The 16,382-nt window shown below is 70.3% G+C and carries 17 protein-coding genes; 10 read left to right on the top strand and 7 right to left on the bottom strand.

Annotated elements, in window-relative coordinates; genetic code table 11:
• Positions 1-20 precede the first annotated feature (20 nt).
• From RR3_RS04505 to RR3_RS04480, 6 genes are all read right to left on the bottom strand, one after another.
• Positions 21-485: a carboxymuconolactone decarboxylase family protein gene (locus tag RR3_RS04505; RefSeq protein ID WP_010594133.1), complete on the bottom strand. Its 465-nt coding sequence runs from the start codon at positions 483-485 to the stop codon at positions 21-23.
• The gene (gene bfr, locus RR3_RS04500) at positions 482-958 is read right to left on the bottom strand and encodes a bacterioferritin (RefSeq protein ID WP_003938723.1); all 477 of its coding nucleotides are present in this window, start codon (positions 956-958) and stop codon (positions 482-484) included. The genes RR3_RS04505 and bfr overlap by 4 nt, the downstream gene beginning before the upstream one ends.
• Before the next feature lie 45 nt (positions 959-1,003).
• Positions 1,004-1,201, bottom strand: a complete 198-nt coding sequence (locus RR3_RS04495) for a (2Fe-2S)-binding protein (protein WP_006944063.1) — start codon at positions 1,199-1,201, stop codon at positions 1,004-1,006.
• 192 nt (positions 1,202-1,393) lie between these two features.
• On the bottom strand, positions 1,394-2,197 hold the full coding sequence (locus RR3_RS04490; protein WP_245339732.1) for an AIM24 family protein: 804 nt from the start codon (positions 2,195-2,197) through the stop codon (positions 1,394-1,396).
• Entirely contained in the window at positions 2,146-2,847 is a 702-nt protein-coding gene (locus tag RR3_RS04485; protein WP_064066236.1) for an AIM24 family protein, read from the bottom strand. The genes RR3_RS04490 and RR3_RS04485 overlap by 52 nt, the downstream gene beginning before the upstream one ends.
• 8 nt (positions 2,848-2,855) lie before the next feature.
• Complete coding sequence (locus tag RR3_RS04480) at positions 2,856-3,476, bottom strand: AIM24 family protein (RefSeq protein WP_064066235.1); 621 nt, start codon at positions 3,474-3,476, stop codon at positions 2,856-2,858.
• A gap of 81 nt (positions 3,477-3,557) precedes the next feature.
• Between RR3_RS04480 and RR3_RS04475 the strand changes: the two genes are divergently transcribed.
• Positions 3,558-4,298 carry an IclR family transcriptional regulator gene (locus RR3_RS04475; RefSeq protein ID WP_010594129.1) on the top strand — a complete coding sequence of 247 codons (741 nt, stop codon included), beginning with the start codon at positions 3,558-3,560 and terminating at the stop codon, positions 4,296-4,298.
• A gap of 101 nt (positions 4,299-4,399) precedes the next feature.
• A complete protein-coding gene (locus RR3_RS04470) occupies positions 4,400-5,584 on the top strand; it encodes a 4-hydroxybenzoate 3-monooxygenase (RefSeq protein ID WP_064066234.1) in 1,185 nt (394 codons plus the stop codon).
• 135 nt (positions 5,585-5,719) lie between these two features.
• Here RR3_RS04470 and RR3_RS04465 read toward each other — a convergent pair whose 3' ends face one another.
• Complete coding sequence (locus RR3_RS04465) at positions 5,720-6,412, bottom strand: SDR family NAD(P)-dependent oxidoreductase (protein WP_010594127.1); 693 nt, start codon at positions 6,410-6,412, stop codon at positions 5,720-5,722.
• A gap of 132 nt (positions 6,413-6,544) precedes the next feature.
• Here RR3_RS04465 and RR3_RS04460 point away from each other — a divergent pair, with 132 nt between their 5' ends.
• From RR3_RS04460 to RR3_RS04425, 8 genes are all read left to right on the top strand, one after another.
• Positions 6,545-7,438 carry a LysR family transcriptional regulator gene (locus RR3_RS04460; RefSeq protein ID WP_064066233.1) on the top strand — a complete coding sequence of 298 codons (894 nt, stop codon included), beginning with the start codon at positions 6,545-6,547 and terminating at the stop codon, positions 7,436-7,438.
• 145 nt (positions 7,439-7,583) lie between these two features.
• Positions 7,584-8,948 (top strand): MFS transporter, encoded by a 1,365-nt coding sequence (locus RR3_RS04455; protein WP_010594125.1) that lies wholly within the window; start codon positions 7,584-7,586, stop codon positions 8,946-8,948.
• Positions 8,949-9,014: 66 nt separating this feature from the next.
• A complete protein-coding gene (locus RR3_RS04450; RefSeq protein WP_064066232.1) occupies positions 9,015-9,914 on the top strand; it encodes a shikimate dehydrogenase in 900 nt (299 codons plus the stop codon).
• Positions 9,911-11,863, top strand: coding sequence for an oxidoreductase (locus tag RR3_RS04445; RefSeq protein ID WP_064066231.1), 1,953 nt, complete (start codon positions 9,911-9,913; stop codon positions 11,861-11,863). The genes RR3_RS04450 and RR3_RS04445 overlap by 4 nt, the downstream gene beginning before the upstream one ends.
• Positions 11,860-12,723 (top strand): aldo/keto reductase, encoded by an 864-nt coding sequence (locus RR3_RS04440; RefSeq protein ID WP_064066230.1) that lies wholly within the window; start codon positions 11,860-11,862, stop codon positions 12,721-12,723. The genes RR3_RS04445 and RR3_RS04440 overlap by 4 nt, the downstream gene beginning before the upstream one ends.
• The gene (locus RR3_RS04435) at positions 12,723-13,817 is read left to right on the top strand and encodes a Gfo/Idh/MocA family protein (RefSeq protein WP_064066229.1); all 1,095 of its coding nucleotides are present in this window, start codon (positions 12,723-12,725) and stop codon (positions 13,815-13,817) included. Before RR3_RS04440 ends, RR3_RS04435 begins: the two co-directional genes overlap by 1 nt.
• The gene (locus tag RR3_RS04430; protein WP_064066228.1) at positions 13,814-15,544 is read left to right on the top strand and encodes an FAD-dependent oxidoreductase; all 1,731 of its coding nucleotides are present in this window, start codon (positions 13,814-13,816) and stop codon (positions 15,542-15,544) included. The genes RR3_RS04435 and RR3_RS04430 overlap by 4 nt, the downstream gene beginning before the upstream one ends.
• Positions 15,541-16,371 carry a sugar phosphate isomerase/epimerase family protein gene (locus RR3_RS04425; protein WP_064066227.1) on the top strand — a complete coding sequence of 277 codons (831 nt, stop codon included), beginning with the start codon at positions 15,541-15,543 and terminating at the stop codon, positions 16,369-16,371. The genes RR3_RS04430 and RR3_RS04425 overlap by 4 nt, the downstream gene beginning before the upstream one ends.
• Positions 16,372-16,382 lie beyond the last annotated feature (11 nt).

Raw genomic sequence — 16,382 nt, 5'->3', positions numbered from 1 at the left:
TCGGGAAATCAGTTCGGCCGTTACTCCTGCGGGGGACGGACGGGGTGGCGGCTGACGATCGAGACCCGGTTGAACGTGTTCATGGCCACGGCGACCCACGCGATCGCGGAGAGCTGGTCCTCGGTGAGCCGGGCGCGGGCGAAGGCGTAGTCCCGGTCCTGGGCCCGGCTGTCCGGTAGCTCGGTGATCGATTCGGCCAGGGTGAGGGCGGCCTGCTCCTGCTCGGTGAACAGGTCGGTGTCCCGCCAGGCCCGCAGCACCGCCAGCCGCTGGGTGGTCTCGCCCTCGCGGAGGGCGTCCCGGACGTGCACGTCCAGGCAGTAGGCGCAGCCGTTGATCTGCGAGACGCGGATGTTCACCAGCTCCACGAGCCGACGCCCGAGTCCGGCGTCGGCCGTGGCCTGGCGTATCGCCTGGGCGACCGCGATCTGCGCCCGGTACACCGGGCGGGTCTGCTTGTCGATCGGGACGCGCTTGTCGCTCACTCCGGCGGTGAGACGTGCACGGAGATGTAGAGGGGTTCGCCGAGCTGCTCGAGCAGGCCCAGCTGGGTTTCCAGGTAGTCGATGTGCTCTTCCTCGTTCGCGAGGATCTCCTCGAAGATGCGGGCCGAGGTGATGTCGTGGACCGAGCGCATGTACTCGGCGCCCTTGCGGAGCCGGTCGCGGGCCTCGATCTCGACCTGCAGGTCGGCCTCGAACATCTCCTTGACCGTCTCGCCGAGCCGCAGCGTGCCGAGGCGCTGGTAGTTGGGCAGGCCCTCGAGGAACAGGATCCGGTCGGTGAGGGTTTCGGCGTGCCGCATCTCCTCGAAGGATTCGGCACGGGTGTGCGCGGCGAGCTTCGTCCAACCGTTGTTGTCCTGCATCTTCGAGTGCAGGAAGTACTGGTTGATCGCCGTGAGCTCGGCGGTGAGCTGCTCGTTGAGGTACTCGATGACCTTCTTGTCGCCCTTCATGGCGCCTCCCGGGGACCGAACGCGGATCGACCGCCGGGTACAGGTCTAGACGGCGGTCTCGAGTTCGATCCTCTCATCCCGCTCGCGGGATGCGCGAACGATCGCCGAGATATTCCGTACGCAGCGTCCGCAGTCGGTGCCCGCGCGGCAGGCCGCGCCGATCTCGCGTGTGCAGCGCGCGCCGGCAGCGATGTGGGCCTCGATGTGCCGGTGCGAGAGAGCGTGGCAGCTGCAGACGATCATCGAGACCCTCCTGGACGTACTACTTAGGTTCACCAAACCTTACCTCAATGAGGTGTGGCTCACCTGTGAGCGTAGTCACAGTTCGGTAGCGGGCGCCCCGGGCAAGTGCCCAGTCCCGACCCAGGGCGCCCGGGCCCAGTGCTGCTGGGACGACTCAGTGCTGCTGGGACGGCTCAGTGCTGCTGGGACGGCTCAGTGCTGCTGGGACTGCAACTGCGACGCCACCACCTGGTTGATCCGCTGCAGACCCCCGGGGGTCAGACCGGGCAGCTGTCCTTCGATGGTCCGGACGACCGCGCTGTCGTCGATCACCTTCTCGCTGGACTGGACGAGCACGGTCCCGGCGCCCGTGAAGTCGAACTGCCGTTCCTCCCCGGACTGCACGCCGAACATGCGCGCCCCCGCAGCCACGAAGCCGTTCACCCACGCCTCGTCGTAGTGGTGGCTCGGCGACGGGCAGTCCGCCCAGCCGACGAGCGCCTCGGGGTCGACCCGCAGGGGCGGCTCGGCGAACATCACCGGCCCGTTCGACGAGGCGAGGAACTTGCCGGTGCCGATCAGGGTGAGGAAGCCGGGCACGATCGACTGGTTCAGCGACAACCCCGGCTCGAAGGCGAGCAGGTTCGCGGCCCGGATGGTCAGATTGCCGTCGTCGAGGTCGTAGGAGTTGATGTCGTAACCCCGGTCGCCGAGGATCAGCTTCCCGTACCCCTCGGCGACGACGTAGTCGCCCATGTACAGCGGCGCCGAGAACTGATGCGCGACCATCTGCAGGAGTTGGCCCTGCAGACCGTGCGTGAGCGAGGTGAACTGCACCTGCCCGTAGTAGGCGATCATCGCGCCCTTGGACAGGAACCACGGGCTCTGCAGGTCGATGCAGAAGGCGTAGTGATTGCCGGGCAGGTTGTCGCTGCCGACGAGATGGGACGGATTGAGGACGACGCTCACAGTTTCTCCTCGGACGCTTGCACGTAGACGATGCCCTGACCGGTGCATTCGAGCTGAAGACCCTCGCCGCCGCTGCGGCCGGCGTTGCGCCAGCTCATGGAGGACTTCAGTTCCGTCCGCACCGGTCCGGACGCGGCGATGAACGACTGCGGGTCGACGACGACCGGGGCCGGACCGCCCACCTGCAGCTCGAGGAAGCCGCCGTGCCCGAGCAGCACCGCGGTGCCGCGCCCCGACAGCTGGGTGGTGAACATGCCGGTGCCGGTCACCATGCCCGTCGCGGCGTTGCGCAGAGCGCCGAGGAAGCCGCCGCCCCCGCCGCCACCGCCTGCCGGCGGCGCCGCCATCGACACGACCGAACTCTGCAGGCTCGCGGTGTAGCCGAGCAGCCGCGACGCCTCCACCCGCAGGTCACCGCCGGCGGACAGATCCACCACGTGCACCTCGAGGCCGCGGAAGCCGTAGTGGACGACGCCGTTGCCCTGCGCGAGCATCGTGCGTTCGTGCTCGCCCTGCATCATCCGTCCCGCCATTCCGGCGATCCCGCCCATGCCCGGCATCCCGCCGGCGCCGGGCACCTGGTGCGGTGCGAACTGCACCGTGCCCGTGTAGAACAGCATCGCCCCGCGGCGCGCGACGACCGGACCGGACTGGTTCAGATCGACCTTGACGACCTTGCCGTTGATCTTCGAGAACATGCTCTCCCTCACCGCTCCGCCGGCTGGATGGACACGACGCCCATGCCGTCCCACCGCAACGAGAACGCCTCGCCGCTGCCCTGCCCGACGAACGTGCGCCACGAGACGTCGGTGACGAACGACTGGCTCAGCTGTCCCTTCGCGCACACGAACGCGTCCGGGTCGACGACGAGCGGGTACTGCGGGGAGACCTCGAGGTGGATCAGCGGACCCCCGGCCGAGAGCAGCGCGACCTGTCCGCTACCGGTGACCGTCGTGGTGAACAGGCCCTGACCGCTCATGTTGCCGCGCACCCCGGCGAACGTGACGTTCGTGCCGAGATTGCCGTTCAGGGCGAGCAGCTGCTCCGATTCGACCTGCAGCGTCTCGTTGTTCAACTCGAGCACCGTGACGTCCTGACCCTGGTGGGCGAAATAGACCACACCGTTGCCGGTGCACTCCATCAGCGACAGGCCCTCCCCGGTGGCCCGCTGGCGCAGACCGGCCAGCACGCCCTCGCCCCCGCCGAACCCGGCCGACTTGAACTGCACCTGACCCTCGTACGCCACCATCGACCCCGACAGTGCCCGGACACTGGTGTTGTTCAGGTGCGCCTCTATGACCCGTTTCGATTTCTCGACCAGTCGCATGCGGGAAGACGATAGACGCTCGTCCGCCGGTTCGCCCTTCCGGCTCGACGCCCGGTGGCGCGGACACCCCACAATGAGTGCGTGCCCGATGCTCCCGATCGGTCCCTGCTCGGCCGTGCCTTCGCAGTGCTGGGCGCGTTCACCGCCGAACGGCCGCGCCTGACCCAGTCGGAACTGAGCCGCCGGACCGGACTGCCCCTGCCGACGGTGTTCCGGTTGTGCGGTCAGCTCGTCGACGCCGGAGCGCTCGAGCGGCGGGCGGACGGCAGCTACCAGATCGGGGTGCGGGTATGGGAACTCGGCGCCCTCGCGCCGCGGGCCCACGGTCTGCGCCAGGTGGCGATGCCCTATCTCGAGGATCTGTTCGACGCGACGCGGGAGAACGTGCAACTCGTCGTCCGCGAGGGACTCGAGGCTCTGTACGTGGAGCGGCTCTCGGCGCGCGGCGCCGTGCCCGTCGTCGGCCGGGCCGGCGGCCGGCTACCCCTGCACGCGTCGAGCGGCGGGTTGGTGTTGCTCGCCCACGGCGGGACGGAGCTGCTGCAGGAGGTGCTCGACGCCGGACTCGAACGTTTCACCCCCGCCACGATCGTCGACGAGTCCCGGCTCCGGCGGGTGCTCGACGACATCCGGCGGACCGGCGTCGTGATCGCCCGGGAGTACCTGAACGTCGGCACGATGGCGATGGCGGCGCCCATCCGGGAGCGCTCCGGCCGGGTCGTCGCCGCGGTGTCGGTGGTGGTGTCGATCGAGGCGGATCCCGCGCCGCTGATCCCGGCGATGCGGGCCGCCGCGAGCGGCATCTCCCGCAGGCTGACCTGAAGCCGTCTTTCGGTGAGTGAAAGCAGGGGGTGACGACGTGGTCCTTCCTGCCGGACAGTGAGGGGCATCACCGATCGTCCCCGTTTCCGAGGAGTCTTCCCATGAGCGAGTCCCGCACCCAGGTCGCGATCGTCGGCGCCGGCCCCGCCGGCCTGATGCTGTCGCACCTGCTGCATCTGCGCGGCATCGAGTCCGTCGTGCTCGAGGTGCGCTCGCGGGAGGACATCGAGGCCACCATCCGTGCGGGCGTGCTCGAGCAGAACACCGTCGACCTGATGGTCGAAACCGGGGTCGGCGACCGGCTGAAGGCCGAGGGCTACGAGCACCACGGCGTGGAATTCCGCTTCGGCGGCCGGGGACACCGCATCGCGTTCGACGAACTCGTCGGCCGGGCGGTCACCGTCTACCCGCAGCACGAGGTCAACAAGGACCTCATCGCGCGCCGCCTCGCCGACGGTGGCGACATCCGCTTCGGTGTCTCCGACGTGCAGGTCCACGATCACCTCACCGATCGGCCCTACCTCACCTACACCGATCCGCAGGGCGACCCGCAGCGTCTCGAGGCCCTGCTCGTCGCCGGCTGCGACGGCTCGCGCACGAGCACCCGCGGTCTCATTCCCGAGCCGCAGATCCGCACCGACCACTTCCGGCAGTACCCGTTCGCGTGGCTGGGCATCCTTGCCGAGGCGCCGCGCTCGTCCGAGGAACTGATCTATGCGCGGCACGAGCGTGGTTTCGCGCTCGTCTCGACCCGGACCGCCGACGTGCAGCGGCACTACCTGCAGGTCGATCCGGACGACGACATCGCGAACTGGTCCGACGACCGCATCTGGAGCGAACTGCACGCCCGGGTCGACGGGGAGGGTGCCGAGATCAAGGACGGCCGGATCTTCGAGAAGTCGATCCTGCAGTTCCGCAGCTTCGTGTGCGAACCCATGCAGCACGGCAACCTGTTCCTCGCCGGCGACGCCGCGCACACCGTCCCGCCCACCGGCGCCAAGGGCCTCAACCTCGCAGTCGCCGACGTCTTCGTGCTCGCCCGGTCGATGGACGAGTTCCTCACCCGCGGCGACCGCGCCCCGCTCGACGGCTACACCGAAGAGGTCCTGCCGCGCGTGTGGCGCGCCCAGCACTTCTCGTGGTGGATGTCGTCGATGTTGCACACCCACCCGGGCAACAGCCCGTTCGACAACAAGCGGCAGGACGCCGAGCTCGACGCGGTCACCCGCTCCGTCGCGGGACGCACCCTGATCGCCGAGCAGTACACGGGCTGGCCGCTGGTCTGAGCCGCGGGAGTCCGCTGCGCGCTCCGCTCGGCGTCGACCGGCCGGCCGCGTCGAGCGGGCCGTGACTGCGGCATCGGCCGAGTAGCTCCGACGACAAGCTCCCGCTGGACGCGACATCCTCCCGCTCACGGGCCGTCAGTACGACGCGCGGCCGCCACTCGCGTCGTACACGGCGCCGGTCGAGAAGCTCAGCGCGTCCGAGGACAACCAGGCGACGAGTTCGGCGATCTCGTCCGGCCGGCCCATCCGGGCCATCGGCGTCAGGCTCTGCGACCGCGCCAGGATCGCCGGATCCGTTCCGGCGTTCATCGGGCTCTCCACAGCCGCGGGCGCAACCACGTTGGCGAGCACCCCGGTGGTCGCGATCTCCTTGCCGAGCGACTTCGTCAGCGCGATCACCGCGGCCTTGGACGCCGAGTAGGCGCTCTGGTTCGGGTTGCCGTCCTTGGCGGCGATGCTCGCCAGGTTCACCACCCGGCCCCAGCCGGCGTCGATCATCGCGGGAACGAAGGCGCGGCACATCAGGAACGTGCCGTCGACGTTGATGCGGAACGTCCGGTGCCAGTCGGACAGTGCGGTGTCGACGAGCGGCGCCGACGGTCCCACGACGCCGGCGCTGTTGACGAGGATGTCGATCCGCCCCAGTCGCGTACGCAGCCGTTCGACGGCGGCGGGGTCGGTGACGTCGACGCGTTCGTCGGCGCCGTCCGCGACATCGGCGGTGACGACCCGGATGCCTTCGGCGGACAGCCGCCTCGTGCAGGCCGCGCCGATCCCGCTCGCCCCGCCGGTGACGAGCGCGGTCGCGCCCGAGGGATAGGTCACCATACGGCTGCTCCTCGCCGGTGTGTGGATAGTAGTCTGAATCCATGTGCGAAATCGAAACAATCGACGGCGCACCATGTATGGATCTGGATATACGGCTGTAGGTACAGCCGTCAAGTCCCCGGAGGGATCGAGATGGAGATCCGCTGGCTTCAGGCCTTCGTCGCCGTCGCGGAGGAGCTGCACTTCGGGCGGGCCGCCGCCCGCTTGCAGATGGCGCAGTCGCCGCTGAGTCAGACGGTGCGCAAGCTCGAGAAGGACCTCGCTGTGCCGTTGTTCGAGCGTAATACGCGCAGCGTCGCCCTCACGGCGGGTGGGCACGCCTTCCTGCCTCACGCCTACCACATCCTCGAAAGCGTCGAGACGGCACGGCAGGCCACGCGCGCGTCCGCCGGCGGTGTGTACGGCCGCATCAAGATCGGGTTCACCGGTGTGCTGAACCATATTTCGCTCCCGCCGCTGACCCGGGCGCTGCGGCAGCGGTACCCGGACATCGAACTCGACCTCGTCGGTCGCATCATGACCCGGGAGGCGGTCACCCAATTAGAGAGTGGCGCACTAGATCTCGCGTTCGTCGGGCTACCGGTACAGTCCGCGGCGGTGGCCACCCGGCTGATCCGCCGCGAGTCGTTCGGTGCCGTGCTGCCCTCCGACCATCCGCTCGCCGGGGAGCCGGAGATCGACCTGCACGACCTCGCGGACGACGGCTTCATCACCACGCCGTTGTCGGCGGGGTCGGCCCTGCAGGAGAGCGCCATGCGGGCGTGTCTCGACGCGGGGTTCCGCCCGCGCGTGGTCCAGGAGATCACCGACCCGTACATGATCCTGGTGCTCGTCTCGGCCGGTGTGGGGGTGGCGCTGATGACGTCGAGCATCGCGACGATCACGCCGCCGGGCACGGTTTTCGTCCCTCTCGCCGACGCATCCGTCTACATGCACCACGGGATCGGCTGGTCACCTCGGCGCGTGTCCCCCGCGCTCGAAGTCGCCTTGCAGGTCGCCGAGGAGATCCTTCCCACCCCGGATTGAGACGACGATCGTCTTTATCTGAGACTTTTTCAGTGTTGGACGCTGCATAGTGCGGCGTGTCAGGCTCGTTTCGTTCCGGCGACTGTGAGGGCCATCACCGAAGGCCGACTCGGCGTCCGTCGGATCCTGGGACGAAAGGAACGCCATGGCGAACACGCACGCTGCCGGCCCCGACGGACGACCGAACGAGAACGCCCGCCGGGCGGCCATCTCCGGTTTCCTGGGCAGCACCCTGGAGTACTACGACTTCTTCATCTACGGCTCCGCCGCAGCCCTCGTCTTCGGAAAGATCTTCTTTCCCGGCGACGGAGCGACGTCGACGCTGCTGTCGATCGGCACCCTCGGCGTCGCATACATCGCGCGCCCGCTCGGCGCGGTGCTGTGGGGGCACTGGGGCGACAAGTTCGGCCGGCGTAACGCCCTTCTGGCCTGCCTGCTGCTGATGGGCATCGCCACGTTCGTCATCGGCTGCCTGCCCACCTACGAACAGATCGGCATCGCCGCACCGGTGATCCTGGTGTTGCTGCGCCTGCTGCAAGGCCTGTCGGCCGGCGGCGAATCCCCGGGCTCGTCGTCCCTGACTCTCGAGCACGCCCCGGCGAACCGGCGCTCGTTCTTCACGTCGTTCACCATGAGCGGCATCATGTTCGGCATCGTCATCTCGAGCCTCGTGTTCATCCCGGTGGCGTCGCTTCCCGACGAGGCGCTCTACTCCTGGGGCTGGCGGGTGCCGTTCTGGCTCAGCATCGTCGTCACGGTGATCGCGGTGTGGCTGCGCCGCAAGCTCGACGAGCCCGAGGTGTTCGAGGAACTCCAGGAGAACGGCGAAACCGCAGCCCTTCCGGTCGTCGAGATGTTCCGGTCGCACTGGCGCACCGTCGTGCGGATCAGCCTCAGCGCCACGTTCGCCATGATCAACACGATCGTCAACGTCTTCGCGCTCGCCTACGCCGTGCAGGTCGAAGGCTTCGAGCGCTCCACGATGCTGTGGGCGATCGCCACCGCGAACTTCGTGGCGGTGCTCAGCCAGCCCGTCGCCGGGCTGCTCGCCGACCGGATCGGCCGTAAGCCGGTGTTCGTGTTCGGTGCCCTCGGCTCCGGGGCGATGGTGTTCGTCTTCTTCCACGCCATCGGAACCGGCAGCACACCAATGGTGTTCGCCTCGGGAATCGTTCTGATCGGCTTCTTCTACGCCATGCCGAACGGTGTGTACCCCGCCTACTTCCCGGAGCAGTTCCCGGCACGGGTCCGCTACACCGGCATGGCCGTGAGCCTCATGCTCGGTCTGCTCGTCGCCGGATTCACACCCGCCGTCGCGCAGATGCTCTCGGCGGGGGACACCAGCAACTGGACCCCGGTCGCCTGGATGTGCCTTGGCTTCGCGGTGCTGTCGTCGATCGCCGCCCTCACCGGGCCGGAGACCTATCGCACCCGCACCGAGGACCTGGGCGAGCGTCGCCCGGCGTCAGTGGCGCGACCGGCGCAGGAACTCGTCCGCAGCGACGTCTGACCGGCCACCGAGCCCCGGCGCCCGAGGCGCCGGGGCCACGGCCCGTCCCATCCCGTAGGAGTAACCGTGACCCCGTCCACCGTTCGCCACCGCATCCGGCTCGTGGGGGCAGGCATCGCCTCGTCCCTGTCGCCGGCCCTCCACGAGCGCGAGGCCGCCGCACTCGGCCTGACCGACTACCGCTACGAACTGCTCGACCTCGAGACGGAGAACGTGCCCGTCGCACGCACCGGGGACCTGGTGCGCTCCGCCGTCGCCGACGGCTGCACCGGCCTGAACATCACCCACCCGTGCAAGCAGGCCGTCCTGCCGGTCCTCGACGATCTGTCCGACAACGCCCGTCTGCTCGGCGCGGTCAACACCGTCGTCGTCCGGGACGGGCGCCTGATCGGCCACAACACGGACCACAGCGGATTCCTCACGGCGCTGCGGCGCGGGTTGCCGGACGCCGCCCTGGATGCGGTCGTGCTGGTCGGTGCGGGCGGCGCCGGCTCGGCCGTGGCCTACGCCCTCGCCGCCGCGGGTGTCGCGGACCTGCGGATCGCCGACGTGGACGCCGTTCGCGCCGCGGACGTCTGCGCACGACTGTCCGCCGCCTTCCCCTCGACCCGGGCCACGGCTCTGGCGGTGGCGGCGATCCCGGCCGCCCTGCGCACGTGCACCGGGGTGGTCAACGCCTCGCCGATCGGCATGGTCGGCCACCCCGGGACGCCGTTCGACGTCGCTGCCCTGCACCCCCGCCTGTGGGTCGCGGACATCGTCTACCGGCCGATCCGAACCGAACTCATCTCGGCCGCAGTGGTTCTCGGCTGTGACGTGCTCGACGGCGGGCAGATGCTCGTCGCCCAGGCCGCCGACACGTTCGCGTTGCTCACCGGCATCGGCCCCGACGTGGATCGCATGCGACGTCACCTCGACGAGCTGCTGTCGAACCAGGTCCTCGCCACGCACCAGGAGGCACGATGACCACCACCCCCGCGTTCGCGCGGCCCCTGGACATGGGCCCGGTCCGATTGCGCAACCGCTTCGTGTCCGCGCCCATGGAACGCAACTACTGCGAGCCCGACGGCACGATGACCGACGCTTACATCGCCTACCTCGAGCGACGGGCCGCCGGCGGTGCCGCGCTCGTCTTCACCGAGGCGAGCTATGTGCGGGCCGACGGTAAGGGCCGCATCCGGCAGATGGGGGTGGACGTCGACGACCGCATCCCCGGCATCGCCCGGCTCGCCGAGGCGGTGCACGCTCACGGCGCGCTGCTCGGGGTCGAACTCAACCACGGCGGTCGCACCGCGCAGGGAGCGGTCAGCGGGTTCGTCCCCGTCGCCCCCACCCCGATCCCGTGCGCGGTGGTCGGCGGCGAGATGCCCGAGCAGCTCGACGGCGACGACATCGAGCACATCGTCGAATGCTTCGGCGAGGCCGCCGCGCGCTGCGCGGAGGCCGGCGTCGATGTGATCTCCCTGCACGGCGGCCACGGCTATCTCATCCACCAATTCCTCTCGCCGGCATACAACCACCGCGACGACGAGTGGGCCGACCCGACACTGTTCCTCAACCGGGTCATCGACGCGGTCCGCACCGCGGCTCCCGGTATCGCTCTGGGGCTGCGGTTCTCGGCGTTCGAGGCGGTCGACGGCGGGCTCGACGCGCAGTCGACCCGCGCGCGTATCGACGCGGTCGACACGCACCGGCTGGACTTCCTCGACGTCTCGGCCGGCAACTACGAGTCGGGGCAGTGGATCATCCAGCCGGGGGAGTGGCAGCGCGGTCTGCTCGCCCCGTACGCCGAACCGTACGCCCGCGACTTCGACATCCCGGTGGGCGTCGCCGGCCGGATCAGTTCCCCCGAGACGGCCGAGCACATCATCGCCTCCGGCCGCGCCGACTTCGTGAGTCTGGCCCGGACCCTGCACGCCGACCCGGACTTCCCGAATCGGGCGCTCGACGGGGGCCGGTACCGGCCTTGCATCGCCTGCAACTTCTGCATCGACAACCTTGCCGCGGGCCCGATTCCGTGTTCGGTCAACCCCTGGGTCGGCCGCGAGCTCGCGCAGCCGTCGACTCCGGCCGGGTCCCCGGTGCGGGTCGCCGTCGTGGGCGGCGGCCCGGCCGGCATGGCGGTCGCACGCGAACTCGCCCTGGCGGGCCACAGCGTCGACCTCTACGACGAGCGCAACACCCTGGGCGGCGACTTCGCGTTGGCCTCCCGGCTGCACGAGTATCCGGAATACCACCGGATCGTCGACTGGTACCGCGACGAATTGGTCGACCTCGACGTCACCTGCCATACCGGCACTCGGGTCGATGCCACGACCCTGGCGCCCTTCGGTTTCGACGCGGTGGTGCTCGCCACCGGTGGCCGCGGGCCCGCGATCGACATACCCGGCGCCCACACCCGGCGGATCCGCGACGTGCGGGAGTTCCTCGCCTCCGGAGATCCCGCGCCCGAGTCGATCACGATCTTCGGTGCCGACCGGGAGGCCGCGGCCGTGGCCGACGACCTGCTCCGGCACGGCACGACGGTCGTGCTGATCGGTCCGCAGGAGACGATCGCGCACGACGTCGGCCGGCGCGCGAAGATCGTCCTGCTGCCCCGGCTCGCGTCGAGCGAGAACCTCACCACGCACCTGTCGTCGATCGTCACCCGGATCGAACCCGAGCACGTCGTCGTCTCGACGAACGGCCGCGAACGCACCGTCGCCGCACCCGGTGAGCTGCTCGTCTCGCACGGCATCGAGCCCCGCACCGACCTGCTGGCCGACCTGCGCCGGCTCGAGCCCCGCCTCGGCGTGTACTGCGTCGGCGACGCGAGCGGCGACGGCGGGTCGATCCAGGCCGCGCTCGTCACCGCCGCCGACGTCGCCGTCCGGATCACCGAGGCCGCCGACTCACGCGTGGGGGCCGGCGCATGAGCCCGGAGACCACCGCGTCCGCACCGGAGTCCGTGCGTACCGCACCGGCGCCGGATTCCGTGGGTGCCGCACTGCCGCGCCTCGGCCTGGGCACCTGGCCGCTCGTCGGACCCGACGCCACCCGCGCCGTGCTCACCGGCATCGAGGCCGGCTACCGGTTGATCGACACTGCCGCGATCTACGGAAACGAGGATGCCGTCGGTGCCGCCCTCGCCGCCTGCGGCGTCCCACGCGACGAACTGTTCGTCACCACCAAACTCCGTGGCAGCGACCACGTGTCCGGGGACGTCCGCGAGGCCGTGGAACGCAGCCTCGAGCGTCTGGGCCTCGAGCGGCTCGACCTGTTCCTGATCCACTGGCCGCTGCCGCGGTTCGACCGGTATGCCGCGGCGTTCGAGGCCATGCTCGAGTGCCGCGACGCCGGGCTCGTGCGCTACGTGGGGGTGTCCAACTTCCTCGGTCACCACCTGCGCAGGGTGGTGGCCGAGACCGGGGAGGCGCCCGCCGTCAACCAGATCCAGATGGACCCGTCGCTGGCACGGTTGCCCGTCCGCCGTGCGAACGACGAACTCGGTGTGTTCACGCAGTCGTGGAGCCCGCTCGGCCGCGGCGAGGTGCTCGAGGCTGCCGCCGTCGCCTCCGTCGCGGACCGCATCGGCTGCACCCGCGCGCAGGTCGTGCTGGCCTGGCATCTCGCGCAGGGCGTCGTGCCGGTCGCGCGGTCGGCGAATCCGGCGCGTCAGGCCGAGAACCTGGCCGCCGTCGACGTGGCACTCACGGCGGCGGACGTCGCCGCGCTGAGCCGGCTGGACCGCGGCGAAGCCGCAGCCCGGGACGTCGAGCGAGAGGAACACTTCTGATGGCCCTCCGCGCAGGCATCGTCGGATGCGGAAAGATCGCGGGCAACCACGCGCACGCGCTGCAGCAGGTGCCCGGTGTCGAGGTCGTCGCGTGCTGCGACCCCGACCTGGAGCGCGCTCACGCCTTCGCCGCCCGGCACGGCATCGCCCACGCCGTCGGATCGGTGGACGAGCTGTTCGGGCTCGGACTCGACGCCTGCACCGTGTGCACCCCGCACCCCGTGCACGAACAGATCGTCGTCGCCGCCGCCGAGGCCGGGATCCACGTGCTGTGCGAGAAGCCGATTGCGGTGGACGTGGCCGCGGCCGACCGGATGATCGCGGCCGCCGACCGCGCGGGCATCACCTTCGGGGTGCTGTTCCAGCGCCGATTCTGGCCCGCGGCGCGCCGCATCAAGGCGGCGATCGAGGACGGCCGCCTCGGCGTTCCCGTCCTCGGGGAGGTGTCGGTGCTCCTGCACCGCCCGTCGACCTACTACTCGGCCGACGCGTGGCGCGGGCGGTGGGACACCGACGGCGGCGGCGTCCTCATGACGCAGGCCGTACACCAGATCGACATGCTGCAGTGGTTCATGGGCGAGCCGGTCCGCGTCGGCGGATTCGTCGGCACCCGCTTCCACGGCGAGCACATCGAAACCGAGGACAGCGCCTCGGCCGTCGTCTCGTTCGCCTCCGGCGGCACCGCGACGATCACCGCCACCACCGGCGCCGACCACAACCTCGGCAACCGGGTCACGGTGCTCGGCGCCACCGGGGCGATCGCGAGCGTCCTCGAGTTCCCCGAGGGGCGCGAGGGCGTCAACGAACTGTGGACCGTGCCGGGCGAAGTGGAACTGCGGTCTCCGTACTCGCCCGATGTCGACGCCAACCTCGACGTTCGCGATATCAACGCCGGGCTCACCGACTTCCACACCCTGCAGGTCCAGGACTTCGCCGAGGCGGTGCTGACCGGTCGCCGGCCCGCGGTGACCGGCCGGGACGCCCGCGCGTCCCTGGCCGTCGTCGCCGCGATCTACGAATCCTCCCGCTCCGGCAGAGTCGTCGAACTCGCGCCCGCCCCCACCCTCGTCCCGTCCGGCAAGGAGTCCCGATGAACCCCGCCACAGCGTCCGAATCCCTCACCTACGACGTCGTCGTCGTCGGGTCCGGTGCGGGCGGACTGTCCGCGGCCGTGGCTGCCGCCCACGGGGGCGCCTCCGTGCTCGTCGTCGAGAAGGCGAACGTGTGCGGCGGCGCCACCGCCTGGTCGGGCGGATGGATGTGGACACCGCGGAACCTGTTCGCCCACGCCGACGGTGTGCACGAGGATCGCGCGCAGCCGCGCCGCTATCTCGAGCACCGGCTCGCGGACGACTTCGATGCCGCCAAGGTAGACGCGTTCCTCGACGGCGCCCCCGAGATGGTCGAGTTCTTCGAACGTCACACGGCGCTGCAGTTCGTCCCCGGCGCCGCCATCGCCGACATCCACGGTGACACGCCCGGCGCGGGTACGGGACACCGGTCCGTCGCACCGAAGCCGGTGAGCCTGCGCCGCCTCGGACCCGACGTCGCCGCGCTGCTGCGACGGCAGCTGTACGAGACCTCATTCCTCGGCATGGGCATCATGGCCGGCCCGGACCTGCAGGCGTTCCTGCACTCGACCCGCTCCGTCCGCGCATTCCTGCACTGTGCGCGGCGGGTCTCGACGCACATGCTCGACCTCGCCACCAAGCGGCGCGGCCAGCAACTGGTCAACGGCACCGCACTCGTCGGCCGGCTGCTCCGCTCCGCCCTCGACGCCGGCGTCGACATCCGGGTCGCCACCGGCGCCACCGCACTCGTCACCGACCCGTCCGGGCGTGTCACCGGCGTCCGGCTCGACGGTCCCGACGGGGCCTGGACGGTGTCCGCCCGCCGGGGTGTCGTCCTCGCGACCGGCGGATTCACCCACGACATCGACCGGCGGCGAGAGCTGTTCCCGCGGACTCCGACCGGACGCGAGCACTGGACGCTCACCCCGTCGACGACGACCGGTGACGGCATCTCGCTGGGCGAATCGGTCGGCGGTCGCCTCGACCGCTCGCTCGCATCGCCGGTGGCATACTGTCCCGTCTCCCTGGTCCGGTACCGCAACGGCAAGCAGGGGGTGTTCCCCCACATCCTGGACCGCGGAAAGCCCGGCGTCATCGGGGTACTGGCCGACGGGCGTCGCTTCGTCAACGAGGCGCTCGGCTATCACGACTACACCCTGGCGATGGTCGAACAGGTGCCGGACGGTGAGGAGGTGTGCTCCTGGCTGATCGCCGACCGGCAGTACCTGCGGTACTTCCCGCTCGGCATGGCCAAGCCCTTCCCGATCCCCACGTGGCCCTACCTGCGATCCGGATACCTCTCGAAGGGCCGGACGATCCGCGACCTCGCGGAGCGGATCGGCGTCGACCCGGACGGGCTCGAGAAGACCGTCACCGCGTTCAACGAGAGCGCACGAGTCGGGCAGGATCCCGAATTCGGCCGCGGCACCACACCGTTCAACGTCAAGTCCGGCGACGCGGACAACCCGTGGCCCAACCCGTCCCTCGCCCCGCTCGAACGCGGGCCCTTCTACGCCGTCAAGGTTGTCCCGGGGAGTTTCGGCACGTTCGCCGGCCTGGTCACCGACTCGTCGTCGCGGGTGCTGAACGGCGACGACCGGCCGATCGACGGGCTGTTCGCGGTCGGCGTCGACCAGTCCAGCGTGATGGGCGGCCACTACCCCTCCGGGGGAATCAACCTGGGCCCGGCCATGACCTTCGGGTACCTGACCGGACGCCGACTCGCCTCGATCGCAGGAGCCACCCGATGAGCACCCCCCTCGGCCTCGCCGCCCTCACCGTCCTCGACACACCGCCGCTGCAGCACGTCGCCCTCGCCGAGCGGCACGGCTTCGACACGATCGGACTGCGTCTGCTGCCCGCGGCGCCCGGGACCACGGCCTACCCGCTGCACGAGGACGACACCGCGCTGTCCGCACTCGTCCGGCGGCTCGCCGATTCCCCGGTCGAGGTGTTCGATCTCGAGATCATCCGAATCGGACCGGATTTCGACGCGACGGCGTACGTGCCGCTGCTCGAGGCCGGGGCCCGGCTCGGGGCGAAGGCGGTGCTCGTCGGCGGCGACGACCGCGACCGTAGCCGTCTCACCGACTCGTACGCGCGGCTGGCGGAACTGTGCGCCTCCTACGGCATCGTCGCAAGCCTCGAATTCATGCCGTGGACCGCGGTTCCCGACGCGAAGACCGCGGTGGAGATCGTCGGGCAGGCCGACGGCCCGGCCCGCAGCGTCCTCGTCGACGCGCTGCACGTCGCGCGTTCGGCCACGTCGCCCGAGGACCTGGCCGCGATTCCGCGCGAGTGGCTGCACTATGCCCAGATGTGCGACGGCTCGGTTCCCGCCCCGCGTGACCACGCGGAGCTGATCCGGCACGCCCGCGAGGAACGCCTGGTGCCGGGGTCGGGGGGCATCGACCTGCCGGCGATCTGGTCCGCCCTCCCGGCGGGGTTGCCGGTGAGCATCGAGTTGCCGAACGAGCCGTTGCGCCGAGCGGTCGGCACGGACGTCTGGCTCGAGCAACTGATCACGGCGGCCAGGGCCGTACTGGGCCGGGTCCCGGCCGCCGCGACCGTCGAGTAGCTGAGCCGCAC

Source organism: Rhodococcus ruber NBRC 15591 (genome assembly GCF_001894945.1).
Lineage (GTDB): Bacteria > Actinomycetota > Actinomycetes > Mycobacteriales > Mycobacteriaceae > Rhodococcus > Rhodococcus ruber.
The sequence above is the reverse complement of the archived record's forward strand: the minus strand, read 5'-3'. Positions and strand labels throughout refer to the sequence as shown.